We start from the raw sequence: 24927 nt of genomic DNA on the forward strand, positions 1-24927 counted from the left end.
GTAGTCGTTGGCTACTAGGTGATTACTTGACCGGGCAGAACGACGGCAGAAGATCGGCCGGTGCGCCTGCAGGACAGGGTTCGAAGGTGAAGATCACGAGCGTGCCGAGGACGACGAGCACCACGACGGCGGCGAGGATCGCGCCCTTCAGGATGCGGTTGACCACCCGGTTGTACGAGTAGTCGTTGACCAGGGTGCGCATCCCGTTGCCGCCGTGGATGAGTGCGAGCCAGAGCATCAGGAGATCCCAGACCTGCCAGAACGGCGTCGCGTACTTGCCGCCGATGAAGGCGAAGTCGATCTGCTTGACGCCGGCGCCCATCACGAGGTTCACGAAGAGGTGGCCGAATATGAGGATGATCAGCACCAGGCCGGAGGCCCGCATGTAGATCCAGCCCCACTTCTCCCAGTTGACGCCCTTGCGGGCTGGGCGGGACGGGGTGCGGGGAGCTTCGATGGTCGTCATGATCAGCCGGCCTCTCCGAAGATGTGGATGAGCTGCACCGGCACGAAGCCCGCCATGAGCACGACCCAGATGACGATGACGATCCAGAACATGAGCTTCTGGTACTTGACGCCCTTGCTCCAGAAGTCGATGAGGATGATCCGGATGCCGTTGAAGGCGTGGAACATGATGGCGCCGACGAGGGCGATCTCACCGAGTCCCATGATGGGGTTCTTGTACGTCCCGATCACCGCGTTGTACGCCTCCGGGCTGACCCGGATGAGCGAGGTGTCGAGGATGTGCACGAGAAGGAAGAAGAAGATGGCGACGCCGGTGATGCGGTGCAGCACCCACGACCACATTCCCTCTCGGCCCCGGTACAGTGTCCCGCCCGGCCTGTGTTTGGTCGGTTGCAGGGTTCCTGCCGCTTGGTCTGGCACGAACAACCCTCCCTGGTTGTGATCGCTTGCTGACGCGCTGAAGCGCCGTACCAGTCTATGCCGCCTGCCATCCCGATGCTGCTTAGGCGGGCCTAAGTATCTCGACGTCGAGACAAATGCATGCCCAGCGGGCTAGGACGGAGCGGCCAGTCCGAGCACGGGATACAGGACCCGGAAGCCCTCGATGAGGCCGCCGGTGAGCGCCTTCTGCACATGGCCGCCGTTGACGACCTCGTGATAGTCCACGTTCATCCCGACCTCGCGTGCCGCGGCGGCCACCCGGAGGGCGACGGGCCGGTACATCGCGTCGTCGGAGCCGACGGTGAACACGGCCGTGGTGTGCCGGAAGTCTCTGCCGTGCATGATGCGGAGCGGCTTCTGCGCGTCGTACGCGTCAGCGTCTCCGCCGAACACGTCGTGCAGGACGGCGTTCGCGTGATCGGAGCCGGGGAACTCCTCACCGGAGATGTCGATCAGGTTGGAGAAGAGGTCCGGCCGCTTGACCGCGATGGACAGCGCGCACTGGCCGCCGTTGGAGTATCCGGCGATCGTCCAGAACCGGTGGTCGGTGGTGACGTTGAGGTGCTTCTTCGCCCACTCGACCACATCGTGGGTGAGGAAGGTCTGTGCCTTGCCGTACTGCTTCGTGTCGAGGCAGAGCGGGTCTGTGAGAGGGTCGCCGAGCTGGTCGGCGACGATCACGATCGGTGCGAGGCCGCCGTGCTTCGCGGCGATCGGGTCGAGCGCGGCCGCCGCCTCGTATGGGTCAGGGTTGCCAGGCTGCCCCATCAGCAGCACCACGAGGGGCAGTGGAGGAGGGTTCTTCACGAGCGCGGCGGGAGGAAGGTAGATCCCGGCAGGACGGGAGCCGAACCCGGACTCGTCGTTCGGGATGACCTGGCTTCCCGTCCGCCCGCGCTCCGGCAGGTCGGCCGGAGGCTTCCAGTGCTTCCAGAGCTGCGTGTCGTAGCCGGTCACCGCAGTCGGGGGCGTCAGCCGGATCGGCTTGTCGGTGGAGATCGAGAGGAGGTTCCCGAGCGTCCTGTTGATGCCGAACGTCGCGTTCACCCCCAGCGTGCCTGCGGCGATGAACACCGGGATGCACGCGACGGCCACGATCTTGCGCCACACCGGGGAGCGCCACAGGTTGACCACCGCGAGGGCGACGGCGCAGCACGTCGCAGTGATCCAGAGATAGTTCACCATCCCGAGCGACGTGCCGAACAGGTCGAGCCAGCGCACGGTGACGAGCCAGAGCGCGACGGAGAGCAGGAGCCCGGCGACCACGGCGGCCAGACCGGTCACCAGCCAGCGGCGCGTCGGCCGCCGCAGCACCAGGAAGATCAGCGCGGCCGCAGCGACGGCTAGCACCGCGACGATGACCGGCCCCTCGATGACATCGGCCATCAGCACAGCGTCGAACACCGGAATCCACCCCCTGGCGACCGGCCGGGATCTTCGGGTGACGACCGGTGCCGTAGCGCACGCTAGCGCATCGGAATGACCGTCGAACTACAACACGTCGCTCGACCCCGTCAGCTTGAGCGCGTCGACGACGGCCTTCACTCGCTGGGCGTTCTCGCTCGTGGTGACGAGCAGTGCATCCGGGGTGTCGACGACGACGATGTCTTTGACGCCGATGAGGCTGATAACGCGGCCGGACTGGCTGACCACGATGCCGCTGGAGGCGTCAGAGAGCACGCGGGCGTTCTCGCCGAGGATCGCGAGGTCGGACTTGCGTCCGCCCGAGTTGAGCTTGGCGAGCGAGGCGAAGTCGCCGACGTCGTCCCAGTCGAAATAGCCGGGGATGACGGAGAGGACGCCGCGGCTGGCCGCGGGCTCCGCCACGGCATAGTCGATGGCGATCTTCTCCAGCCCCGGCCAGATGCGGTCGACGGCTGGACCACGCGTGGCCGGGTCGTCCCACGCTTCGGCGAGTTCGAGCAGCCCGGCCAGCAGCTCCGGCTTCGACCGGCCGATCTCCTCCAGGAGGCGGTCGGCGCGGGAGATGAACATGCTCGCGTTCCAGAGGTATGCACCGCTGGACAGGTAGCCTTCGGCCGTCTCGAGGTCCGGCTTCTCGACGAACTCGGTCACGGACAGGGCGCTCGGCGCACCGTCGATGACGAGGGCGTCCCCGGTGCGGATGTAGCCGAAGCCGACGGCCGGCTCGGTCGGCCTGATGCCGATCGTCGTGATGTAACCGGCATCGGCGGAGGCGACGGCTTCGCGCACGGCGGCGCCGAACAGGGGCAGGTTCTTGATGACGTGGTCGGCGGCGAACGAGCCGATGATCACTCCGGGCTCCCTGCGCTCCAGGATGGCGGCGGCCAGGCCGATCGCGGCGGTGGAGTCGCGCGGCTCGGACTCGAGGACCACGTTGTGGTCGGCGAGGGTCGGCAGCTGCGTCTCGACGGCCGCCCGGTGGGCGCGGCCGGTGACGACCATGATCCGCTGCTCGCCGGAGAGCGGGGCGAGCCTGTCCCAGGTGTCGCGCAGCAGCGTCTGGCCGGAGCCGGTGAGGTCGTGCAGGAACTTGGGTGCGTCCGCACGGGAGAGCGGCCAGAGCCGGGACCCGATGCCGCCCGCCGGGATCACCGCGTAGAAGCGGTCGAGCGCGCTGGTGGTGTGTGCCATGCCGAAAGACTACCGAGCGCTCCAGGACACCGGCTGTTCACGCCCGTGTCATCGCGGCTGCCTAGCCTGGCGGTATGCGCGTAGCGGTGGTCAGCGAGAGCTTCCTCCCCACAGTCAACGGGGTCACCACCAGCGTCCGGATGGTCCTCGACCATCTGGCGGCGCACGGCCACGAGGCGATCGTGGTGTGCCCGGACGCCGGCGCACCCGCCGAGTACGCCGGTTTCCGCATCCACCAGGTGCCGTCGGTCGCGTACCGGCAGTTCCCGGTGGGGCTTCCGAGTCCGCAGGTGCAGCGCATCCTGGCCAAGTTCGAGCCGGATGTGCTCCACGCGGCCTCTCCGTTCCTTCTCGGCGCGCAGGCCATCGCGGCGTCGAACAGGCTGGACGTTCCGTCCGTCGCGATCTACCAGACGGACGTCGCTGGATATGCCAGGCGCAACGGCCTCGGCATGACGTCGGCGATCGCGTGGAAGTTCGTGCGCTGGGTGCACGACGGCGCCGACCTCACGCTCGTGCCGTCCGCGGCCTCCGAGTTCGACCTGCGGACGGCGGGCGTCCGCAGTCTCGCCCGCTGGGGCCGCGGCGTCGACCTGGAGCGCTACCACCCCAATAACCGCAGAAGCGCTCCCGCCATCGCGCTGCGCGACCAGCTCTCGCCGGACGGCGAACTGGTCGTCGGGTACGTCGGACGCATCGCGCCGGAGAAGCAGGTCGAACGGCTCCGTGCTCTCAAAGGCATACCGGGTCTGCAGCTCGCCATCGTCGGGGACGGTCCGTCCAGGGCATCGGTCGCCTCCGAACTGCGCGGGATGCCGGTGAGCTGGCTGGGCAGGCTGGGCGGCGCCGACCTCGCGGCGGCATATGCGAGTTTTGACATGTTCGTACACGCCGGCACGGAGGAGACGTTCGGCCAGACCATCCAGGAGGCGCACGCCTCCGGGATCCCGGTCGTTGCGCCGAGGGCAGGAGGGCCGATCGACCTGGTGGAGCACGGCGTCGACGGCCTGCTGGTGCCCCCGTCCGACGACAGGGGGCTGCGGGCCGCCGTGAAGATGCTCGCGGCGGACGCGCCGTTGCGGCTCCGGATGGGCGAGGCCGGTCGGCGCGCGGTGCTCGGCAGGAGCTGGGAGTCGATCTGCTCGGAGCTCGTCGGGCACTACCAGAGCGTGATCGCCGGTCATCGCACGCGGGTCCAGCGCCCGGGCAGACAGCGCGCGTACAGTTAGGTGGCCGTGCGCGCATGGCCCGTCCACCCGTACGCACCACCTCGGAGGTGACTCATGGCCTCGAACACCAATCGACGCGGCATCGCAATGCCCTTCGTCTCCCGCTCCCGCCGGGTGGACCCTCCGTCCGAGTCCACGTCGTCCGAGCAGAATCCTGCGCGCCAGACCCGCGCGAGCATGGTCGACAGCGCCATCTACTCCAACGGCCACCGGGTGGCGTCCCCCCGCAGCCTCTCCGAGACCTACCGCGCGCTCGACGCGACGGAGGACGGCGTCGCCTGGATCGGGCTCTACCGTCCGAGCGCCGATGAACTGATGTCGCTCGCCGACGAGTTCGGCCTGCACCAGCTCGCCATCGAGGACGCGATCGTCGCCCACCAGCGTCCCAAGCTGGAGCGGTACGACACCGTGCTGTTCGTCGTGCTCAAAGCGGCCAACTACCTGGACGTCCCCGAGGAGGTCGACTTCGGAGAGCTGCACCTCTTCGTCGGGCCGAACTTCGTGATCACCGTCCGGCACAGCGAGTCGCCGGACCTCTCCCATGTGCGGCAGCGGATGGAGAGGGAGCCGGAGCTGCTCGCCCTCGGCACCCAGGCCATCCTCTACGCCATCATCGACGCGGTGGTGGATGCGTACAGCCCGGTCGTCGCCGGGCTCGCCAACGACATCGACGAGATCGAGACGCAGGTGTTCGGCGGAGACGCACTGGTGTCGCGGCGCATCTACGAGCTGTCCCGCGAGGTCATCGACTTCCAGAGGGCGACGCATCCACTGACAGCGGTGATGGATGCGCTGGAGCACGGATCGTCGAAGTACGGCGTGACCCAGGAGTTGCAGCGCGGCCTGCGCGACGTCGCCGACCACCTCACGGTCGTCAACGAGCGCGTCGACGGCTTCCGGCAGCTGCTGCGCGACATCCTGACGGTGAACTCCACGCTGGTCTCCGAGCGAAGGAACGAGGAGATGGAGAACCTCGCACGCTCGTCGCATCGGCAGGGCGAGGAGGTCAAGCGCATCTCGTCGTGGGCGGCCATCCTGTTCGCCCCGTCGCTCGTGGCCGGTGTGTATGGGATGAACTTCACCCACATGCCGGAGCTCGACTGGACGTTCGGATATCCGATGGCGGTCCTGGCCATGCTGGGCCTCAGCGGACTGCTGTACTTCGTGTTCAAGAAGCGCGGGTGGTTGTAGGGGCGGTTTTAGGGGGTAGACGCGAGGGACAGATTGCTCAAATGAGCAGGTGCCAAACAGGCGTGCATTTGTAACGCTTACATGAAGAAGCCGATTTTTCGAACGGAGCCGTTCGTCACATTCGGTAACGTGAACAGCAAACGGCCTCCTTCACCCGCGGAGGCCTGCATCTTGGAGGACACCACCTTGACAATCACAGCCCGTAAGGCCGGAGTGCTCGGCCTGGTAGCGGTCGGCGTCATGTCGATGCTGGCCGCGTGTTCGGCTGCACCGTCGGACACTTCGACCACGGGAGCCGCGAAGAGCGACTTCCTTCCCTGCATGGTCTCCGACGCCGGCGGCTTCGACGACAAGTCGTTCAACGAGACCAGCTACAACGGCATGGTCAACGCGACGAAGAGCCTGAACATCAAGTACAAGAAGGCCGAGTCGAAGAACGCGAACGACTACAGCCCGAACATCCAGAGCATGGTCGACCAGAACTGCAACCTGATCATCTCGGTCGGGTTCAACCTGAAGGACGCGACGGAGAAGGCCGCCAAGGCCAACCCGGACATCAACTTCGCCACGGTCGACGACAACGAGATCACGGCGAAGAACGTGCGCCCGATCATCTTCGACACCGCTCAGGCCGCCTTCCTCGGCGGCTACGCGGCTGCGAGCTTCTCGAAGTCCGGCATCGTCGGCACCTTCGGTGGCATGCAGTTCCCGACGGTCACCATCTTCATGGACGGCTTCGCGGACGGCGTCGCGTACTACAACCAGCAGAAGAGCAAGAACGTCAAGGTCGTCGGCTGGGATGTCAAGGCTCAGAACGGCGCCTTCACCGGCGGCTTCGACGCCAACGACACGGCCAAGACCACGGCTCAGGGCATCATCGACCAGGGCGCTGACGTGATCATGCCCGTCGGTGGTCCGATCTACCAGTCGGCTGCGCAGGCGATCAAGGACTCCGGTAAGGACATCGCGATGGTCGGCGTCGACACCGACGTCTTCATCTCCGACCCGAGCGTCAAGGACATCCTGCTCACCTCGGTGATGAAGGGCCTCGACACCGCGACCGCTTCGGTGGTCAAGGATGCCGCGAACGGCAAGTTCACCAACACGCCGTACGTCGGAACGCTGAAGAACGACGGCGTCGGGCTGGCCCCCTTCCACAACTTCGAGTCGAAGGTGGACAAGGGGCTGCAGGGCGAGCTCGACAAGATCAAGGCCGGCATCATCGACGGCTCGATCACGGTCGAGTCGCCGTCGTCGCCCAAGCAGTAGAAGCGACAGTGCACGAACGGGGAGGTCAGCTCGCGCTGGCCTCCCCGGTCTTTTGGCCCTTGTGACAGCTGCTCAACTGAGCACACACTGACATATGTGCAAAAAGGTAGGGTGAAGACGCGCATCGAGGCCATCCTCCTTTCCCGCGCGTCATCGCTCCACCCGGGCGAGTAGAGAAGGAACCCCACCCGAATGAAGCTCGAACTTCGCGGCATCACCAAACGGTTCGGTGCCCTGGTCGCAAACGACCACATCGACCTCACGGTCGAACCTGGCGAGATCCACTGTCTGCTCGGCGAGAACGGCGCAGGCAAGTCCACCCTCATGAACGTCCTGTACGGCCTCTACCAGGCCGACGAGGGCGAGATCCTGCTGGACGACGCCGTCCAGCAGTTCGCCGGACCCGGCGACGCCATGAAGGCGGGCATCGGCATGGTGCACCAGCACTTCATGCTCATCCCGGTGTTCACGGTCGCTGAGAACGTCATGCTCGGTCACGAGGAGACCGGTTTCGCCGGACGCCTCGACCTGAACGCCGCCCGCGCCCGTGTGCGCGACATCTCGGCCCGCTTCGGGTTCGACGTCGATCCGGATGCGCTGGTCGAAGACCTGCCCGTCGGCGTCCAGCAGCGTGTCGAGATCATCAAGGCGCTCTCGCACGACGCCAAGGTGCTCGTGTTCGACGAGCCGACCGCTGTGCTCACCCCGCAGGAGACCGACGAGCTGATGGCGATCATGCGCCAGCTCAAGGAGCAGGGCACGGCCATCATCTTCATCACCCACAAGCTGCGCGAAGTGCGTGAGGTCGCCGACCGCATCACGGTCATCCGCCTCGGCAAGGTCGTCGGCGAGACCGAGCCGACCGCCACGAACACCGAGATGGCATCGATGATGGTCGGCCGCGCCGTCGAACTCACCGTGCACAAGGAGCCCGCGCATCCCGGAGCCCCCGCACTGATCGTGCGCGACCTGTCGGTGATCGACCCGATCGGCCAGCTCGTCGTCAACAACGTCAGCTTCGACGTGAAGGCGGGCGAGATCCTCGCGATCGCGGGCGTGCAGGGCAACGGCCAGACCGAGCTCACCGAGGCGATCCTCGGCTTGCAGCCGCGTGTCGAGGGCACGATCGAACTGGACGGCAAGCACATCCAGGGTCACAGCGTCCGCCGCGTGCTCGACGCCGGTGTCGGATTCGTCCCGGAGGACCGCAACGAGGACGGACTTGTCGGCGAGTTCACCATCGCGGAGAACCTGATGCTCGACCGGTCGAGCAGCGCACCGTTCGTCAAGGGCGGCAACCTTCAGCTCGGCTACCGTGCCGAGTTCGCGGAGGAGAAGATCAAGGAGTTCGACGTGCGTGCCCAGGGCATTGACACGAAGGTCGGCAAGCTCTCCGGCGGCAACGCGCAGAAGGTCGTGCTTGCGCGCGAGCTGAGCCGCGAGCTCAGCCTGTTCGTCGCCGCTCAGCCGACGCGTGGTCTCGACGTCGGGTCCATCGAGTTCGTGCACAAGCGCATCGTGGCGACGCGGGATGCGGGAATCCCCGTCATCGTCGTCTCCACCGAACTCGACGAGGTCGCGGCGCTCGCCGACCGGATCGCGGTCATGTACCGCGGAGGAATCGTAGGAATCGTGCCGGGCAACACCTCGCGTGCCGTGCTCGGCCTCATGATGGCCGGCGAGCTGCCGGCGGATGTGGAGCTCGCAGCATGAGCCAGACCGCCCAGGCTCCCGAGCCCACCAAGGGACCGGAGCCCACCCCGGCCACCGGCGCCGAGCCGCCCTCGCGCTGGCAGGTCGCCATGCGCGACATCGCCGGCGGCAGCGTCGTCATCTCGATCCTCGCCGTCGTCATCGCCCTGGTGATCGGCGCCATCCTGATCGCCATCACCGACCCGAACGTGCAGAAGGCCTCCGGGTACTTCTTCGCACGCCCGGGAGACACGCTCCAGGCGATCTGGAACTCGGTTTCGAGTGCATACGTCTCGCTGTTCCAGGGGTCGATCTACAACTTCCGCCGCCCGACGTTCGAGGCGGGCATCCGGCCATTGACCGAGACGTTGACATTCGCGACGCCGCTGATCGCCGGTGGTCTCGGTGTCGCCCTCGCGTTCCGCGTCGGCATGTTCAACATCGGTGGCCGCGGACAGATGCTGATCGCCGCCGGTGCCGCAGGATGGGTCGGCTGGACGTTCAACCTGCCCCCCGTGCTGCACCTGCTGCTCGCGATCGTGGCCGGTATCGCCGGTGGTGCGATCTGGGGCGGTATCGCAGGCCTCCTGAAGGCCAGGACGGGCGCCCACGAGGTGATCGTCACGATCATGCTGAACTACATCGCGTTCTACCTGCTCGCGTACTTCCTCCGCACACCCGGCCTGTTCCAGATGCCGGGGTCGAGCAACCCGAAGTCACCGCCGGTGAAGCCGAACGCCATCCTGCCGCCGCTCTTCGGCACCCAGTACAACCTGACCTGGGCGTTCGTCATCGTCATCGCGCTGACCGTCTTCGTGTGGTGGCTGCTCAACAGGTCGGCCATGGGCTTCCGGTTCAAGGCGGTCGGTGAGAACCCGAACGCGGCGCGTGTCGCGGGCATCGACGTCAAGAACGTCTACTTCGTCGCCATGCTGATCGCCGGTGGTCTCGTCGGCTTCGCCGGCGTCAACCAGGCGCTCGGCACCTTCCCGCAGGGCATCACCTCCGACCTGGATGCGGGCATCGGCTTCGACGCGATCACCGTCGCGCTGCTCGGTCGTTCCCGGCCGTGGGGCACGTTCGTCGCCGGTCTGCTGTTCGGCGCACTGAAAGCCGGAAGCTTCGCGATGCAGGCGGCCAACGACATCCCGATCGACATCGTGCTCGTCGTGCAGTCCCTCATCGTGCTGTTCATCGCGGCGCCGCCGCTTGTGCGGGCGATCTTCCGGCTGCCCACTCCGGGCGTCCCGTCCAAAAAGTCCGCTCTTCCCATCGTCAGCAAGGAGGTGGCAGCAAAGTGAGCACCGTCACCGAGACCCAGCCAGGTATCCCGTCGAGTGACCAGATCGTCCTCGAGCGCACCCAGATCAAGAGCTGGAAGGCACCGATCTCCCTCGGAGTGTTCGCCCTGCTCGCCGTTGTGCTGTTCGTGTTCCTGCCCAGGCAGGGCGAGAGCAGCTTCCGCTTCGCGGACCCTGGCGACTTCTTCGCCATCCCGCTCCTGACGGTGCCGACGCAGGCGACGAGCATCGTCTGCGCCATCCTCTGCGTGCTCCTGGCGGTCGGGTCCTATTTCTACATCGCCTCCGGTCGCAAGGTGCCGATCTGGTACGCGATCGTTTTCGCGCTGGTGTTCATGTTCGGGTTCCTCACCTGGGCGGCGGCCGGTCACACCGTGCCGTTCACCGGCCTCCTGCTCGGCAGCGTCAGCCTCTCCGTGCCGCTCGTTTTCGGCGCGCTCGGCGGCGTCATCTCCGAGCGGGCCGGCGTCGTGAACGTCGCGATCGAGGGCCAGCTGCTCGCCGGCGCCTTCGTATCGGCGTTCATCGCCTCCGTCGCCCAGCATGTCTGGCATCTGCCGGTCGTCGCCGCGCTCATCATCGGTATGCTCTCCGCGATGATCGCCGGTGTCCTGGTGTCGTTCGTGCTGGCCGCGTTCGCGATCAAATACCTGGTGGAGCAGGTGATCGTCGGTGTCGTTCTCAACGTGCTCGTCACTGGACTCACGAGCTTCCTGTTCTCCACCGTGCTGTCGAACAACATCCCGGTGCTGAACAACCCGCCCCGATTCGAGCGCCTGCCGATCCCGCTGCTCAGTGAGATCCCCGTCATCGGCCCGGTGCTGTTCAAGCAGACGATCATCGTCTACCTGATGTACATCGCGGTCTTCCTGGTCTGGTTCGGGCTGTTCAAGACCCGCTGGGGTCTGCGCGTCCGTGCCGTCGGCGAGCACCCGAAGGCAGCGGACACCGTCGGCATCAACGTCAACGGCACCCGGTTCTGGAACGTCTCCCTCGCGGGCGCCGTCGCCGGTCTCGGTGGCGCGTACTTCACGCTCGCCTCGGTCGGAGCGTTCGGCAAAGAGATGACGAACGGCGCGGGCTTCATCGCCCTGGCCGCCGTCATCTTCGGCCGCTGGGACCCGATCAGGGCCACCCTCGCCGCCCTGCTGTTCGGCTTCGCGTCGTACCTGCAGACCACGCTCGGGATCATCGGCGCACCGGTGCCGAGCGAGTTCATGCTGATGCTGCCGTACGTCGTGACGATCTTCGCGGTCGCCGGCCTGGTCGGCATCTCGCGGGCTCCTGCCGCCGACGGCAAACCGTACATCAAATCATGACCGGACCGTCGGAAATCGGCGGGGACATCGACTGGGATGCTCTCCGCACCGCTGCCCGCGAGGCTATGACGCACGCGTACATCCCGTACTCGCGCTTCCCCGTCGGCGCGGCAGCGCTGGTCGACGGCGGCAGGATCGTGTCCGGCTGCAACGTGGAGAACGCCAGCTACGGCGTCACGCTGTGCGCAGAGTGCGGGCTCGTCTCGTCGCTGCACATGTCGGGCGGCGGACACCTGGTGGCCTTCACCTGCGTGGACGGCGACGGCAACGTCCTGATGCCGTGCGGCCGGTGCCGTCAGCTGCTCTACGAGCACTCGGCAGAGGGCATGGTGCTGGAGACGGTCTCCGGGTTCCGCACCATCGACGAAGTGCTCCCGGATGCGTTCGGCCCTCGCCAGCTGACCGAGTACGCCGCAGAGCACACGAAGTAGGAAAGAAGACATGAGCGACATCGCAGGGACGGTCGAGGCGTTCGACGCCGTCGACCTCATCCACACCAAGCGCGACAGCGGAGAGCTGTCGACGCCGCAGATCGACTGGCTGATCGACGCGTACACGCGCGGATACGTCGGCGACGAGCAGATGGCGGCGATGACGATGGCGATCTTCCTGAACGGGATGACGCGCCGCGAGATCAAAGACCTCACGATGGCCATGATCGCCTCCGGAGAGCGGATGAGCTTCGAGGGCCTCGGCAAGCCGACCACCGACAAGCACTCCACCGGCGGCGTCGGCGACAAGATCACCCTTCCGCTGATGCCGCTCGTCGCGACCTTCGGCGCAGCGGTGCCGCAGCTGTCGGGGCGCGGGCTCGGGCACACGGGAGGCACGCTCGACAAGCTGGAGAGCATCCCGGGCTGGCGGGCCAACCTGACCACCCAGGAGATGTTCGACCAGCTGCGGGATGTGGGCGGCGTGGTCTGCGCGGCGGGCTCAGGTCTCGCCCCGGCGGACGGCAAGCTGTACGCCCTGCGCGACATCACGGGCACGGTCGAGGCCATCCCGCTGATCGCGTCGTCGATCATGAGCAAGAAGATCGCGGAGGGCACCGGCGCGCTCGTGCTCGATGTGAAGTTCGGCTCCGGCGCGTTCCTCAAGGACATCGAGAAGTCGCGCGAGCTCGCCCGCACGATGGTCGACCTCGGTCGCGACGCGGGCGTCGCCACCTCGGCGCTGCTGACCAACATGAACGTGCCGCTCGGCCTCGCCATCGGCAACGCCAACGAGGTGCGCGAGTCCGTCGAGGTGCTGGCGGGCGGCGGCCCGGCCGACATCATCGAGCTGACCGTCGAGCTGGCGCGCGAGATGCTCGCGCTCGCGGGCAAGACCGACGTGGATGTCGAGGCGGCCCTCACAGACGGCCGCGCCATGGACAAATGGCGCGAGACCATCCGCGCCCAGGGCGGCGACCCGGATGCGCCCCTGCCGGTGGCGAAGGAGACGCACACGGTCGTCGCCGACCGAGACGGCGTGCTCGTCGAGCAGCAGGCGCTGCCGTTCGGCATCGCCGCGTGGCGGCTCGGCGCCGGGCGTGCCCGTAAGCAGGACCCGGTGCAGCACGCTGCGGGCGTCGACCTGCACGCCAAGCCGGGCGACACGGTCCGCGCCGGAGACCCGCTCTTCACGCTCTCCGCCGACGAGCCCGCCCGCTTCGAGCGCGCGCTCGAAGCACTCGACGGCGCATACCGCATCGGCGCCCCAGGAGACCCCATCCTCACCGGCGGCCCCCTCATCGCCGACCGCATCTCCTGACCATCGCTGAGATAGATTGAAGAACATGAGTAAAGAAGCAGACGGCGGGTACAGGCTCAGCGACGGCACGAGCATCCAGGAGTTGCCGAAGGTGTCGTTGCACGACCACCTCGACGGCGGACTGCGTCCGGCCACGGTGATCGAGCTCGGCGCGGAGATCGGGCTTCGAACTGCCGACGGACGACGCCGGCGCGCTGGCCAGCTGGTTCGGCGAGAAGTCCAACTCGGGCTCGCTGGTCGAGTACCTGAAGACCTTCGACCTCACCACGGCCGTCATGCAGACCACGGAAGGCCTCAGCCGCGTCGCGCGCGAGTTCGTCCAGGACCTCGGCGAGGACGGCGTCGTCTACGGCGAGATCCGCTGGGCGCCCGAGCAGCACCTCACCCGTGGCCTCAGCCTCGACGAGACCGTGGATGCGGTCCAGGACGGCATCGAGCAGGGCATCGAGGACGTGCGCGCGACGGGCAAGCGCATCCGGGTGGGCCAGCTCGTCACCGCGATGCGTCACGCCGACCGCGGCCTGGAGATCGCCGAGCTCGCCGTGCGCCACAGGGACAACGGCGTCGTCGGCTTCGACATCGCGGGAGCGGAGGCCGGCTTCCTGCCGTCGCGCCACCGCGACGCGTTCGACTACCTCGCCTCGCAGTTCTTCCCCACGACCGTGCACGCCGGTGAGGCGGACGGCCTGGAGAGCATCCGGAGCGCCCTCATCGACGGCCGCGCCCTGCGCCTCGGCCACGGGGTGCGAATCGCCGAAGACATCACGATCGAGCGCCAGGACGACGAGAACACCTACGTCACCCTCGGCAACCTCGCCCAGTGGGTGAAGGACCGCGAGATCGCGCTCGAGACGAGCCCGACCTCCAACCTGCAGACCGGCGCCATCGCTGCGTGGGGCGAGGACATCCTCGACCACCCGTTCGACCTGCTCTACCAGCTGGGCTTCCGGGTGACCGTGAACACCGACAACCGCCTGATGAGCGGCACGACGCTGACGCGTGAGCTGAGCATCCTGGCCGACGCGTTCGCCTACGACCGCACCGACCTCGAGGTGTTCCAGCTGAACGCCGCAGGCTCCGCCTTCCTGCCGCTTGAGGAACGCGAAGAGCTCGCCGACATCATCACAGCAGGTTTCGAGGGTTCGTAACCCGCCGGCAGCTACGCTTGAGCCATGCCTCTGCCACCGTTGCCGAATTCCGCCATACTCCTCGGAGCCCACGCCTCCGACTGGCGTGAAGCGGTCGAACTGGCAGGGGCGGCTCTCGCGGCCTCCGGCGCCACAGAGCCCAGCTACGCCGAGCGGATGATCCAGGTCATCGACGAGTTCGGCGCGTACATCGTGATCGCCCCAGGGCTCGCGCTCGCGCACGCCCGTCCGGGCCCGGATGTGCTGGCAGACGGCCTCTCGGTCGTCACGCTGGCCGATCCTGTCGTCTTCGGGCACCCGCACAATGACCCCGTCTCCGTGGTCATCGGCCTCGCCGTCTCGTCGCCGGACGCGCACGTCACCTCGGTCGCCCAGCTCGCGAACGTGTTCAACGATCCGGAGGCGATCCCGGCCCTGGCAGCAGCCCAGGATGCGGACACCGTGCAGCGGATCATGGCCGCGAGCGAGCAGGGCGCCGCCTGATGAAGATCGTCGCCATCTGCGGCGCGGGCATCGGCACCTCCGGCATCCTGAAGGTCAACGCCGAGCGCGTGCTGAAGCGCCTCGACATCGACGCGGACGTGACCGCCTCCGACATCGCCGGCCTCGCCACGGCCGCCTCCAACGCGCAGATCATCCTCACCTCGCCGGAGCTGGTCGGCAAGATCGGTCAGACCAACGCGGACATCGTCGTCGTCGACAACTACTTCGACCTCGACGAGCTGGAGCAGAAGCTCGACGAGGCGCTCGGCTGACGACCGACCAGGCGCTCGGCGAATGAACGAGTGGTCCCGAATTGCCGTGCGGCGGCGTGCGCCTGCGGCAATTCGGGACCACTCGTTCGTGTCGGACGGCTCGTTCGTCAGGCGGTGAGCGCGCGCATCGCGTCGGCGAGGGCGGCGACGGCCGCGGTCGCGGCGGCGCGTCGCTCGGCCACAGAACCGTCGGTGGAGGACGCGTCGATGTAGATCTTGAGCTTCGGCTCCGTGCCGGACGGGCGCACCATGACGCGCGAGCCGTCCGCGAGCAGGATGCGCAGCACGTCGCTCGGCGGCAGGTCGGCGAAGCCGTCCTTGAGGTCGTCGATCTGCCGCACCTTCACGTCGCCGAGCGACGCCGGCGGCGTTTCGCGCAGGCTCGCCATGATGCGGTCGATCTGCGACAGGTCGGTGACCCTGATCGAGATCTGGTCCGAGGCGAAGTAGCCGAAGGTCTCGGCGAACTCGTCGAGGTGCTCCGCGATGGTCTTGCCGTCGGCGGCGAGGCTGTTGGCGAGGTCGAGGAACGCGGTCGCGGCCGAGATGCCGTCTTTGTCCCGCACGGTCTCCGGGTTCACGAGGTAGCCGAGGGCCTCTTCGTAGCCGTAGATCAGGCCGGGCGCGCGTGAGACCCACTTGAAGCCGGTGAGCGTGTTCGCGAAGTCGAGGTGGTAGCGCTCCGCGACGGCCGCGAGGGCGGGCGACGACACGATCGAGCATGCCAGGGCGCCGAACGCGGCCTGGTCGGGGCCCGCAGACGCCTCCGCGAGCCGTGCGGCACGCCAGCCGAGGATCGCGCCGACCTCGTTGCCGCTGAGGCGGCGGTATCCGGCCTCGCTCGACGCCTCCGGGATGGCGACGGCAAGACGGTCGGCGTCCGGGTCGTTCGCGATCACCAGATCGGCACCGGATGCGCGGGCCGCCTCGAACGACAGGTCCATCGCCCCAGGCTCCTCCGGGTTGGGGAAGGCGACGGTCGGGAAGGCGGGGTCAGGGTCGATCTGCGCTGCGACGACGGTCGGCTCGGCGAACCCGACGGCGGCGAAGACGTCGCGCGCGGTGCGCCAGCCGACGCCGTGCATGGCCGTGTAGACGTAGCTGACCGCGTCCCGTGGCGCGCTCGTCTCCGCGACGGACGCGGTGGCATCGATGTATGCACGCTCGATCTCGTCCGAGCCCACCTCGTACGCCTCCGACCGGGGGAGGTCGAGGACGCTGCCTGCAGCGACCTCCAGGATGCGCGACTCGATCTCCGCATCCACGGGAGAGACGATCTGCGAACCGTGGTTCTCGCCGCCGAGGTACACCTTGTATCCGTTGTCGTTCGGCGGGTTGTGGCTGGCGGTGACCATGACGCCGGCGCTGACGTCGAGGTGGCGGACCGCGAACGCGAGCACGGGCGTGGGAAGCAGGCGGGGGAGCAGGACGGCGCGCACCCCTGCACCCGCCATCAGTTCGGCGGTGTCGCGGGCGAAGATGTCGGAGTTCTTGCGGCCGTCGTAGCCGATGACGACGGACGGCGCCGTGCCGTCGGCGTAGTCGAGCAGGTAGCGCGCGAACCCGGCGGCCGCCTGCGCGACGAGTACTCGGTTCATCCGGTTGGGGCCGGCGGCGATCTCGCCGCGCAAGCCCGCCGTGCCGAACGCGAGCCGCGCGTCGAACCGGGCGTGCAGGTCGGAGACCGCGTCGGAGGAGCCGGACTGCGCCGCCAGGACGATGGCGTTCAGCTCGTCGCGCGTCTCCGGGTCGGGGTCCTGAGCGATCCAGGCCTGGGCGCGCTCGATCAGGTCGTCCGGCTGCTGGTCGTTCCGCTGGTCGTCGTTCACAGGGCCTCCACGATCTGGGCGAGAAGGGCGCTGATGACCGGCTCGGCCTCGCGTCCTGCCTCGATGACCTCCTGGTGGCTGAGCGGCGTCTTCTGGATGCCGGCTGCCAGGTTGGTGATGAGCGACATGCCCAGGATCTCCATGCCGGACTGGCGGGCCGCGATGGCCTCCAGTGCAGTGGACATGCCGACGATGTGGCCGCCGATGGTCTTCGCCATCTGCACCTCTGCCGGGGTCTCGTAGTGCGGGCCGCGGAACTGCGTGTACACGCCCTCGTCGAGGCTCGGTTCGATGGTCTTCGCGAGTTCGCGGAGGCGCTTCGAGTAGAGGTCGGTGAGGTCGATGAACGTCGCACCTTCCAGCGGGGAGTCCGCCGTCAGGTTGAGGTGGTCGCTGATCAGGACCGGCGTTCCCGGCTTCCAGTGCTCCTTGATGCCGCCGGCGCCGTTGGTGAGGATCATCGTCTTCACGCCGGTGGCGGCCGCGGTGCGCACGCTGTGCACGACCCGGCGGACGCCGTGGCCCTCGTAGTAGTGCGTGCGGGCGCCGATGACGAGCGCGCGCTTGCCGTTCGGCAGCAGCACGGAGCGCAGGGTTCCGACGTGGCCTTCGAGGGCGGGCTTGCCGAATCCGATGATCTCGGTGGCGGGGATGGTGGCGGTCGTCTCACCGATGAGGTCGGCCGCCTTGCCCCAGCCGCTGCCCAGGGTGAGGGCGATGTCGTGCTGGGCGACGCCGGTCTTCTCGGCGAGCTGCTCCGCCGCCTGCCGTGCGACCTCGAACGGGTCGGTGGCCGGGTCGTCGAGCGGGTTCGTGATGGGTTCAGGCATGAGCCAACTCTACTGAGCGAGCCGCCAGCGCACAGGGAGAGGCAGGGTGCGCATCCGTGCGCCGGGATACGAGAGAATAGAGGTCATGGCCTATGAATTCGAGCGCAAGCAGAGGATCGCGATACTCGGGGGTGGGCCTGGCGGATACGAAGCAGCCCTCGCCGGAGCCCAGCTCGGCGCCGACGTGACCCTGGTGGAGCGCACGGGAGTCGGCGGGTCCGCAGTGATCACCGACGTCGTGCCGTCGAAGAGCCTGATCGCGACGGCGGAGGCGGCGAACGCCATCGGAGAGGCCGCCGATCTGGGCGTGCAGTTCTTCGGCAGGGGCGAGACCGGCAAGCCGATGCGGCCGGAGGTCGCCGTGAACCTCGCCGCCGTCAACAAGCGCCTGATGGGGCTCGCCCGGCAGCAGTCCGAGGACATGCGCGCCGAGCTCGTGCGCGCCGGTGTCCGCATCGTCACCGGGGAAGGCCGTCTCGACGGGTCGAGCGCGATCATCGTCTCGACAGCCCCCGAGAGAGAGGCACGGACTTCGACAGGATCGAGGCCGACACGTTCGTCGTCTCGGTCGGCGCGAGCCCGCGCATCCTGCCGTCGGCCGTTCCGGACGGCGAACGCATCCTGACCTGGACGCAGCTCTACGACCTCGACCGCATCCCGGAGCACCTGATCGTGGTCGGTTCCGGTGTGACAGGCGCGGAGTTCGCCTCGGCGTACACGGCACTCGGCTCCAAGGTCACGCTGATCTCCAGCCGCGACCAGGTGCTGCCGGGCGAGGACGCCGACGCAGCTCGGGTCATCGAGAACGTCTTCAAGCGCAACGGGATGCAGGTGCTCTCCAAGTCGCGCGCCGAATCGATCGTGCGCACCGAGAACGGCGTCGTCGCCACCCTCTCCGACGGCAGGACGGTCGAGGGCAGCCACTGCCTGATGGCGGTCGGCTCCGTGCCCAACACGCGCGGGATCGGACTGGAAGAGGCCGGCGTTCAGCTGACCGAGTCCGGGCACATCCGCGTCAACAGGGTCGCTCGCACGTCCATCCCGAACATCTACGCCGCAGGAGACTGCTCCGACCTGCTCCCGCTCGCCTCCGTCGCCTCCATGCAGGGGCGCACGGCCGTGTTCCATGCGATGGGGGATGCGGTCAACCCGTTCGAGCTTCGCAACGTGACCTCCAACATCTTCACCCAGCCCGAGATCGCGACGGTCGGCTGGAACCAGAAGCAGATCGAGGAGGGCATCGCGCAGGGCGACATCTACAAGCTGCCGCTCAAGTCGAACCCCCGCGCCAAGATGCTGGGCATCAAGGACGGCTTCGTGAAGCTGTTCGCGCGCACCGGCTCCGGAACGGTGATCGGCGGCGTGATCGTGGCGCCGCGCGCGTCCGAGTTGATCTTCCCGCTCGCGCTCGCCGTGGAGCACCGCCTCACGGTCGACCAGGTGGCGCGCGCGTTCACGGTGTACCCGTCGCTCTCCGGGTCGATCTCCGACGCGGCCAGGGCAATGCACATCGTGCTCTGACGCCGGGTCGCGGTATGGTCGCGGGGTGGAAATCCTCCTCGTCATCGTCTTGGTGCTGCTGGCCATCGCCGGCGCGACGACACTCGGGCCGAAGCTCGGCGTCGCCGCACCGCTGGTGCTCGTTGTGCTCGGCATCGGGGTCAGCTTCCTGCCGTTCGTCCCACCGCTGACGATCGAGCCGGAGTGGATCATCGCGGGCGTGCTGCCTCCGCTGCTGTATTCGGCGTCGGTGTCGATGCCCGCGATGGAGTTCCGGCGCGAATTCACCGCGATCGGCGGTCTTTCCGTGCTGCTGGTGATCGTGAGCGCCGTCATCCTCGGCCTGTTCTTCGCCTGGGTCATTCCCGGTCTCGGCATCGCCTGGGGCATCGCCCTCGGCGCGATCGTCAGCCCGACGGATGCGGTCGCCACCTCGATCGTGAAACGCTCGGGAGTCTCGCCCAGGGTCGTGGCGATCTTGGAGGGCGAGAGCCTGCTCAACGACGCGAGCGCGCTGGTGCTGCTGCGCACCGCGGTCGCCGCGGCCGCCGCGTCGTTCTCGCTCGGCGGGTTCATCGGCTCGTTCGCATACTCGGTGGCGGTCGCCCTGGTGATCGGCTGGGCGATCGGGCGACTGAACCTGATCGTGCGAGCCAGGGTCACCGACGCGACGGTCAACACCGTGCTCTCGTTCACCGTGCCGTTCCTGGCGTCCATCCCCGCGGAGGCGCTCGGCGCCTCCGGGCTGGTCGCAGCGGTCGTCGCCGGGCTGATCACCGGCAGGAGGGCGCCGCGCGTGCTCTCGCCGCAGCACCGGATGTCAGACGCCCAGAACTGGCGCACGGTGGAGCTGGTCCTCGAAGGCCTCGTCTTCCTGGTCATGGGGCTCGAACTGTTCAAGATCGTCAGCGACGTGCAGAACGACCACGCCGGTGTCGTGCCGTCACTGCTCGTCGGCGCCGGCGCGCTGATCCTCACCCTCCTCGTGCGCGCGGCGTACGTCGCTCCGCTGCTGGGCATCCTGGCGCGGAGGGCGCGGCGGGGAGAGAAGATGCGGCCGCGCATCGAGAGCATCCAGGGCCGGCTGGACGCTCCGGAGGAGGACGCCCCGCTGACCAGAGAGGGAGGGCCGAAGGGTCGGCGCCCGATGACGGCAGCCGACCTCGGGCGCTTCGCGACCAGGGTGCGGCGCACCCTCGCGGACATCGACTACTTCAAGGCCGCGCCGCTCGGCTGGCGGGAGGGCTCGATCGTCGTCTGGGCCGGGATGCGCGGGGCCGTCACGGTAGCGGCTGCCCAGACGCTGCCGGGGACGACGCCTGGCCGCTCGCTGCTGGTACTGATCGCGTTCATCGTCGCGGCGGCGTCGCTGCTCATCCAGGGCGGGACGCTCGGCTGGGTGGTGCGCCTGGTGAAGCCGGCGCCCGTCGACGCAGAGCTGGAACGCGAAGAGCGGCTGCGCCTGCTGACGCTGCTCAGAGACGCGGCCGAGACAGTGCCGCTGCCGACGCCGATGGAGCGGACGCCCGAGGCGTTCGTCGCCCAGAAGAAGGCGAGACTCGCTCGCATCGAGGCGCAGCGGACTGCACTCCTCGACGCCCGCGACGACGGCGCGTTCAGCGCCGACCTCCTCCTCGGTGCCCTGACCAACCTCGACGCCGACCAGATCAGCATCGAGTTGAAGGGCGATCCCGTCACCTGACCGGAGGCTCAGCGCACGACGGCGATGTTGAACGTAGGATTCTGCAGCGCAGTCACGATGCCGAAGAACAGCAGGCCGTAGTGCTCAGGGCCGACGGCCGTCGCGATGCCGCCGAGGTCCAGGATCGAGTCCTTCGCCCAGCCGAGGTCGCCGAGCAGGGTACGGACGACGTTCTTCGCCGTGTCGTCGTCGCCGGAGACGAACACCGTCGTCGGGGCCGGCGTCGCCGCGGGGTTCGTCATCACCGAGGTGTTCATCGTGCTCAGGGATTTGACGACCCTGGCGGCGGGGAAGCGTTCCTGGATCAGCCGGCCGACACTGTCGTTCGGGTATGCGAGCGTGAACTCCGGGGTGAAGGCGTTGGAGACGTCGAGCACGACGGCGCCGCTCAGGACATCGTCACCGACCTCTTCGAGTGTCTGGACGACGACGGTGCCCGGCAGGGCCGTGACGATCACGTCGGCGCCGTCGGCGGCATCGCGGTACGAGACGGCGTTCTTGTCTCCGCCGGGCGTGCGCGAGCCGAAGACGACGTCGTGGCCGGCGGATGCGAACGAGCTGCCGAGGGCGGTGCCGACGCGTCCGGTGCCGAGGATTGCGATCTTCATGGGTGCTGCTCTTCTCTGGTTGGGGTGGTGCTGTTCTGTTCGGTCGCGCCGGGTTCGCCGGCGATGTACCGCTGGATGGCCGGGGCCACCTCGGCGACGAGAGTGCTGTGGGAGAGGTCGGCGATCGGCCCGATTTTGAGGACGTGCCTGGCGACGGCGACGCCGAACAGGTGGGCGGCGGCGATGGTGAAGCCGCGCATCCGGTGGTCGTCGATGGGGCCGAGCGTCGGGTCGTTGCGCAGGCGCCCGCCCATGATCTCCATCAGCATCTCCCCTGCGCGGCCGGACGTCACGGCGGAGCGGACGAGGGAGAGGAGGATCGGGCGGGTGTCCGGCTCCTCCCACATCCGGAGGTAGGTGTCGGTGATGCGTTCTCCGAGCCTGCCCGGGTCGCCGGGCATGGCCGCGGTGATTCGCTCGGGGATGCTGCTGCGATCGGAGACGATGGCAGCGAAGAGGCCGTCCTTGTCCGTGAAGAAGTGCCGGATGAGCGCTGGGTCGACCCCTGCGGCGGTGGCGATGGCTCTGATGGACGCTCCGTCGTAGCCGCGCTCCGCGAACAGGTCGCGGGCCGCGTCGAGGATCGCGTCTCTGGTGCCGCTGTCTCCGGCCCGCCGCCCGGTCGGGCGCTTTCGTGTCGTCGGGGCATCGGGCATGTATCCAGAATACTCTCCATCCGGGGATATCCCCACGTGTGGAGTTAAGGCTACGCTGGTGCCATCGACAGGAAGGTGCGGGCCGATGGACGCTGACGCGGTGATCGACATCGAGGGGCTGACCAAGTCCTACGGACGGTTCCAGGCGCTGAAAGGCGTCGACATGAGCGTTCGGAAGGGCGAGGTCCACGGGTTCCTCGGCCCAAACGGCGCGGGCAAGTCGACCACCATCCGGGTGCTGCTCGGGCTGCTGCGCGCGGACGGCGGCGGCGTCAGGCTGCTCGGCGGAGACCCGTGGAAAGACGTCGTCGACCTGCACAGGCGGCTGGCGTATGTGCCCGGCGACGTCTCGCTCTGGCCGGGCATGACCGGCGGAGAGGCGATCGACCTGCTCGGCACCCTCCGCGGCGGCCTGGACGAGAAGCGCAGAGCCGAACTGCTCGACCGGTTCGAGCTCGACCCGACCAAGCGCGGCCGGCAGTACTCCAAGGGCAACAAGCAGAAGGTGGCGATCGTGGCCGCCCTCGCCTCGGATGTCGAACTGCTGATTCTGGACGAGCCGACCAGCGGGCTCGACCCGCTGATGGAGAACGTGTTCCAGGAGGTCATCGGCGAGGCCAAGCAGCGCGGGGCGACCGTGCTGCTCTCCAGCCACATCCTGGCCGAGGTGGAGTCGCTCGCCGACCAGCTGAGCATCATCCGCGACGGCCGCATCGTCGAGAACGGCACCCTGGCCGAGCTGCGCGGGCACACCCGCACGTCCATCCACGCTGTGCTGAACACGGCGCCGACGGAACAGCAGTTGTCGACCTTCCACGATGTGCAGCTCGACGGCGCGAAGCTCAGCGGAACGGTCGACTCGAACAGGGTCGGCGAGGCGATGAACGTCCTGAGTCCGCTCGGAATCGCGTCGCTGACCGTGGAGCCGCCGTCGCTGGAGTCACTGTTCCTGCGCCTCTACGAGAACGCCGACCAGGATGCGGCGGTCACGCGATGAGCACTGCTCTCGCCGGCACTGCCCCCCTGCTGCGCACCTCCGTCAAACACGACGGCCGGAGCTTCGCGCCCTGGATACTCATCGTCACGGTGCTTTCCGCATCGGCGGTGCTGTTGTACCCGTTGATCTTCCCCAGCCAGCAGGATCGCGCAGGGCTCGCGGCGGCGGTCGGGGCGAATCCGGCGCTCGGGCTGATCTTCGGTCCGGCCTTCGACCTCTCAAGCACCGACGGCTTCACCGCCTGGCGGGCGCTCGCCCTCGGCGGGTTCCTCGCCGCCCTCGGCGCGATCTTCGCTGTGACCCGAGCCACGAGGGCGCAGGAGGACTCCGGCCAGGCCGAACTGCTCGCCTCCGGAGTCCTCGGCCGGGCGAGCCGTCTGCTCGCGGGCGCAGGGCTCGCTCTGATCGGATCGTTGCTGCTCGGCGTCGTCGCGGGCGTCGTCACCGCGTTGTGCGGCGGCGACTGGGAGTCGTCGATGCTGCTCGGCGCGACGTTCACGGCCACCGGCTGGATGTTCACCGGCATCGCGGCCGTCACGGCTCAGCTGGGCTCGGACGCCCGCACGGCGAACTCGATCGCGGTCGGCACGCTCGGGGTCCTGTTCATGCTGCGCGGCTTCGCGTACGCGGTCAAAGCTCCGTCGTGGACGGTCTGGATCAACCCGCTCGGCTGGATGACCGAGACGCATCCCGCCACGGGGAACCACTGGTGGCCGCTCTGGTATGCGCTCGCGCTCACCGTCGTCCTGCTCGGCGTCGCGTTCGTCCTGCAGGCCCGCCGCGACTTCGGCGTCGGCGCGATCGCGCCGCGGCCCGGTCCGTCGCGCGGACGGGACCGCTCGACCTGGCGGCTCGTGCTCCGGCTGAACCGTGGTCCCGTCATCACCTGGACCATCGCGTTCCTCGCACTCGGGGTCGTCTTCGGCTACTTCGCGACGTCGATCACAGACATCCTGAGCGGTGACAGCGCTGTGACGCAGATCCTCGCGGCCGGGGCAACCACTCCGGATGCGCTGGTGTCGGCGTTCCTGGTGACGATCCTCAGCCTGGTGGGCATCATCGCATCCATTCCTGGCGTGCAGATCATGCTGAAACTCCGCACGGAGGAGCTGGAGGACAGGGTCGAGCCCGTCCTGGCGGGAAAGGTGACCCGCCAGCGCTACTTCGCCAGCAACGTGGTCCTCGCCCTCCTGTCGCCCGCTGTGTACGTCGTCATCGCCGGGCTGGTCATCGCCGCGCTCGCTTCGGCCGCCGACATCGGCGTCGACTTCGGCAACGCCGTCCTGCAGGCGGTTGCGACGGTGCCAGCGGTCTGGACCGTTGTTGCGGTCTCCGTCGCTGTCGTCGGCGCCCGGCCTCAGGTCAGCATCGCGGCCTGGGCGGGCGTGCTCATCTCGTTCGTGCTCACGCTGCTCGGTCCCACGTTCAAGCTGTGGGACTGGATCCTCGCGATCAGCCCGTTCTGGCACATCCCGAACGTCACCCTCAGCGACGCCGACTGGTGGGGGTTGCTCTGGATCAGCCTGGTGACGCTGTTCCTCGTCGCGGTCGGCTTCGCCGGATTCCGGCGCCGCGATCTGGCGCGCTGACGTTCGCGCGAGCGCGAACGCGAACGCCGACTCTGACG

Annotated in this window: 21 protein-coding genes and 2 pseudogenes; 15 read left to right on the forward strand and 8 right to left on the reverse strand. The window is 68.0% G+C overall.

The features are described 5' to 3' along the window. Positions 1-22: 22 nt before the first annotated feature. The 4 genes from AC37TH_RS15690 to AC37TH_RS15705 form a co-directional block, all read right to left on the reverse strand. Positions 23-466 (reverse strand): succinate dehydrogenase hydrophobic membrane anchor subunit, encoded by a 444-nt coding sequence (locus tag AC37TH_RS15690; RefSeq protein ID WP_490765283.1) that lies wholly within the window; start codon positions 464-466, stop codon positions 23-25. A gap of 2 nt (positions 467-468) precedes the next feature. After that, positions 469-861, reverse strand: a complete 393-nt coding sequence (gene sdhC / locus AC37TH_RS15695; RefSeq protein WP_490765349.1) for a succinate dehydrogenase, cytochrome b556 subunit — start codon at positions 859-861, stop codon at positions 469-471. 156 nt (positions 862-1017) lie between these two features. Then, on the reverse strand, positions 1018-2292 hold the full coding sequence (locus AC37TH_RS15700) for an alpha/beta hydrolase (protein WP_490765284.1): 1275 nt from the start codon (positions 2290-2292) through the stop codon (positions 1018-1020). Positions 2293-2397: 105 nt separating this feature from the next. Further along, positions 2398-3522: a mannose-1-phosphate guanylyltransferase gene (locus AC37TH_RS15705; protein WP_490765285.1), complete on the reverse strand. Its 1125-nt coding sequence runs from the start codon at positions 3520-3522 to the stop codon at positions 2398-2400. Between the two features lie 74 nt (positions 3523-3596). On the opposite strand from AC37TH_RS15705, the gene AC37TH_RS15710 reads away from it, so the two are divergent. From AC37TH_RS15710 to AC37TH_RS15760, 11 genes and pseudogenes are all read left to right on the forward strand, one after another. Continuing rightward, positions 3597-4751 carry a glycosyltransferase family 4 protein gene (locus AC37TH_RS15710; protein WP_490765286.1) on the forward strand — a complete coding sequence of 385 codons (1155 nt, stop codon included), beginning with the start codon at positions 3597-3599 and terminating at the stop codon, positions 4749-4751. 54 nt (positions 4752-4805) lie between these two features. Next, positions 4806-5942: a magnesium and cobalt transport protein CorA gene (locus AC37TH_RS15715; RefSeq protein WP_490765287.1), complete on the forward strand. Its 1137-nt coding sequence runs from the start codon at positions 4806-4808 to the stop codon at positions 5940-5942. A 186-nt stretch (positions 5943-6128) separates the two neighbouring features. Next, a complete protein-coding gene (locus tag AC37TH_RS15720) occupies positions 6129-7211 on the forward strand; it encodes a BMP family lipoprotein (protein ID WP_490765288.1) in 1083 nt (360 codons plus the stop codon). Between the two features lie 192 nt (positions 7212-7403). Continuing rightward, positions 7404-8924: an ABC transporter ATP-binding protein gene (locus AC37TH_RS15725; RefSeq protein ID WP_490765289.1), complete on the forward strand. Its 1521-nt coding sequence runs from the start codon at positions 7404-7406 to the stop codon at positions 8922-8924. After that, positions 8921-10204 carry an ABC transporter permease gene (locus AC37TH_RS15730; protein WP_490765290.1) on the forward strand — a complete coding sequence of 428 codons (1284 nt, stop codon included), beginning with the start codon at positions 8921-8923 and terminating at the stop codon, positions 10202-10204. The genes AC37TH_RS15725 and AC37TH_RS15730 overlap by 4 nt, the downstream gene beginning before the upstream one ends. Continuing rightward, the gene (locus tag AC37TH_RS15735) at positions 10201-11523 is read left to right on the forward strand and encodes an ABC transporter permease (RefSeq protein ID WP_490765291.1); all 1323 of its coding nucleotides are present in this window, start codon (positions 10201-10203) and stop codon (positions 11521-11523) included. The genes AC37TH_RS15730 and AC37TH_RS15735 overlap by 4 nt, the downstream gene beginning before the upstream one ends. After that, positions 11520-11954: a cytidine deaminase gene (locus tag AC37TH_RS15740; protein WP_490765292.1), complete on the forward strand. Its 435-nt coding sequence runs from the start codon at positions 11520-11522 to the stop codon at positions 11952-11954. The genes AC37TH_RS15735 and AC37TH_RS15740 overlap by 4 nt, the downstream gene beginning before the upstream one ends. A 10-nt stretch (positions 11955-11964) precedes the next feature. Beyond that, on the forward strand, positions 11965-13275 hold the full coding sequence (locus AC37TH_RS15745; RefSeq protein ID WP_490765293.1) for a thymidine phosphorylase: 1311 nt from the start codon (positions 11965-11967) through the stop codon (positions 13273-13275). 25 nt (positions 13276-13300) lie between these two features. Next, a pseudogene (locus AC37TH_RS15750) lies at positions 13301-14423 on the forward strand (adenosine deaminase). A 24-nt stretch (positions 14424-14447) separates the two neighbouring features. Next, the gene (locus AC37TH_RS15755; protein WP_490765294.1) at positions 14448-14906 is read left to right on the forward strand and encodes a PTS sugar transporter subunit IIA; all 459 of its coding nucleotides are present in this window, start codon (positions 14448-14450) and stop codon (positions 14904-14906) included. Then, a complete protein-coding gene (locus AC37TH_RS15760) occupies positions 14906-15178 on the forward strand; it encodes a PTS sugar transporter subunit IIB (RefSeq protein WP_490765295.1) in 273 nt (90 codons plus the stop codon). The genes AC37TH_RS15755 and AC37TH_RS15760 overlap by 1 nt, the downstream gene beginning before the upstream one ends. 107 nt (positions 15179-15285) lie before the next feature. Here the strand turns inward: AC37TH_RS15760 and AC37TH_RS15765 are convergent, their stop codons facing one another. Both AC37TH_RS15765 and AC37TH_RS15770 read right to left on the reverse strand, forming a co-directional pair. After that, a complete protein-coding gene (locus AC37TH_RS15765; protein ID WP_490765296.1) occupies positions 15286-17007 on the reverse strand; it encodes a phospho-sugar mutase in 1722 nt (573 codons plus the stop codon). Further along, entirely contained in the window at positions 17004-17837 is an 834-nt protein-coding gene (locus tag AC37TH_RS15770; protein ID WP_490765297.1) for a purine-nucleoside phosphorylase, read from the reverse strand. Before AC37TH_RS15770 ends, AC37TH_RS15765 begins: the two co-directional genes overlap by 4 nt. An 85-nt stretch (positions 17838-17922) precedes the next feature. On the opposite strand from AC37TH_RS15770, the pseudogene AC37TH_RS15775 reads away from it, so the two are divergent. Then, positions 17923-19358: pseudogene (locus AC37TH_RS15775) on the forward strand (NAD(P)H-quinone dehydrogenase). A 25-nt stretch (positions 19359-19383) separates the two neighbouring features. Continuing rightward, positions 19384-21039: a cation:proton antiporter gene (locus AC37TH_RS15780; RefSeq protein WP_490765298.1), complete on the forward strand. Its 1656-nt coding sequence runs from the start codon at positions 19384-19386 to the stop codon at positions 21037-21039. Between the two features lie 8 nt (positions 21040-21047). Here the strand turns inward: AC37TH_RS15780 and AC37TH_RS15785 are convergent, their stop codons facing one another. Next, a complete protein-coding gene (locus AC37TH_RS15785) occupies positions 21048-21647 on the reverse strand; it encodes an NADPH-dependent F420 reductase (protein WP_490765299.1) in 600 nt (199 codons plus the stop codon). After that, the gene (locus tag AC37TH_RS15790; RefSeq protein WP_490765300.1) at positions 21644-22303 is read right to left on the reverse strand and encodes a TetR/AcrR family transcriptional regulator; all 660 of its coding nucleotides are present in this window, start codon (positions 22301-22303) and stop codon (positions 21644-21646) included. Before AC37TH_RS15790 ends, AC37TH_RS15785 begins: the two co-directional genes overlap by 4 nt. Positions 22304-22388: 85 nt before the next feature. Here AC37TH_RS15790 and AC37TH_RS15795 point away from each other — a divergent pair, with 85 nt between their 5' ends. Together AC37TH_RS15795 and AC37TH_RS15800 are read left to right on the forward strand one after the other, a co-directional pair. Beyond that, positions 22389-23300, forward strand: a complete 912-nt coding sequence (locus AC37TH_RS15795; protein WP_490765301.1) for an ABC transporter ATP-binding protein — start codon at positions 22389-22391, stop codon at positions 23298-23300. Beyond that, positions 23297-24889, forward strand: a complete 1593-nt coding sequence (locus tag AC37TH_RS15800; RefSeq protein WP_490765302.1) for an ABC transporter permease — start codon at positions 23297-23299, stop codon at positions 24887-24889. The genes AC37TH_RS15795 and AC37TH_RS15800 overlap by 4 nt, the downstream gene beginning before the upstream one ends. Positions 24890-24927: the final 38 nt, after the last annotated feature.

It is taken from the genome of Leifsonia sp. McL0627 (genome assembly GCF_058244615.1).

Bases quoted from the DNA above. Each gene is read 5' to 3' on its own strand.
- AC37TH_RS15725 (WP_490765289.1), top strand. From the start codon at position 7,404: ATGAAGCTCGAACTTCGCGGCATCACCAAACGGTTCGGTGCCCTGGTC.
- AC37TH_RS15760 (WP_490765295.1), top strand. From the start codon at position 14,906: ATGAAGATCGTCGCCATCTGCGGCGCGGGCATCGGCACCTCCGGCATC.
- AC37TH_RS15790 (WP_490765300.1), bottom strand. From the start codon at position 22,303: ATGCCCGATGCCCCGACGACACGAAAGCGCCCGACCGGGCGGCGGGCC.
- AC37TH_RS15755 (WP_490765294.1), top strand. From the start codon at position 14,448: ATGCCTCTGCCACCGTTGCCGAATTCCGCCATACTCCTCGGAGCCCAC.
- AC37TH_RS15795 (WP_490765301.1), top strand. From the start codon at position 22,389: ATGGACGCTGACGCGGTGATCGACATCGAGGGGCTGACCAAGTCCTAC.
- AC37TH_RS15800 (WP_490765302.1), top strand. From the start codon at position 23,297: ATGAGCACTGCTCTCGCCGGCACTGCCCCCCTGCTGCGCACCTCCGTC.
- AC37TH_RS15785 (WP_490765299.1), bottom strand. From the start codon at position 21,647: ATGAAGATCGCAATCCTCGGCACCGGACGCGTCGGCACCGCCCTCGGC.
- AC37TH_RS15730 (WP_490765290.1), top strand. From the start codon at position 8,921: ATGAGCCAGACCGCCCAGGCTCCCGAGCCCACCAAGGGACCGGAGCCC.
- AC37TH_RS15745 (WP_490765293.1), top strand. From the start codon at position 11,965: ATGAGCGACATCGCAGGGACGGTCGAGGCGTTCGACGCCGTCGACCTC.
- AC37TH_RS15705 (WP_490765285.1), bottom strand. From the start codon at position 3,522: ATGGCACACACCACCAGCGCGCTCGACCGCTTCTACGCGGTGATCCCG.
- AC37TH_RS15710 (WP_490765286.1), top strand. From the start codon at position 3,597: ATGCGCGTAGCGGTGGTCAGCGAGAGCTTCCTCCCCACAGTCAACGGG.
- AC37TH_RS15690 (WP_490765283.1), bottom strand. From the start codon at position 466: ATGACGACCATCGAAGCTCCCCGCACCCCGTCCCGCCCAGCCCGCAAG.
- AC37TH_RS15700 (WP_490765284.1), bottom strand. From the start codon at position 2,292: ATGGCCGATGTCATCGAGGGGCCGGTCATCGTCGCGGTGCTAGCCGTC.
- AC37TH_RS15770 (WP_490765297.1), bottom strand. From the start codon at position 17,837: ATGCCTGAACCCATCACGAACCCGCTCGACGACCCGGCCACCGACCCG.
- AC37TH_RS15740 (WP_490765292.1), top strand. From the start codon at position 11,520: ATGACCGGACCGTCGGAAATCGGCGGGGACATCGACTGGGATGCTCTC.
- AC37TH_RS15715 (WP_490765287.1), top strand. From the start codon at position 4,806: ATGGCCTCGAACACCAATCGACGCGGCATCGCAATGCCCTTCGTCTCC.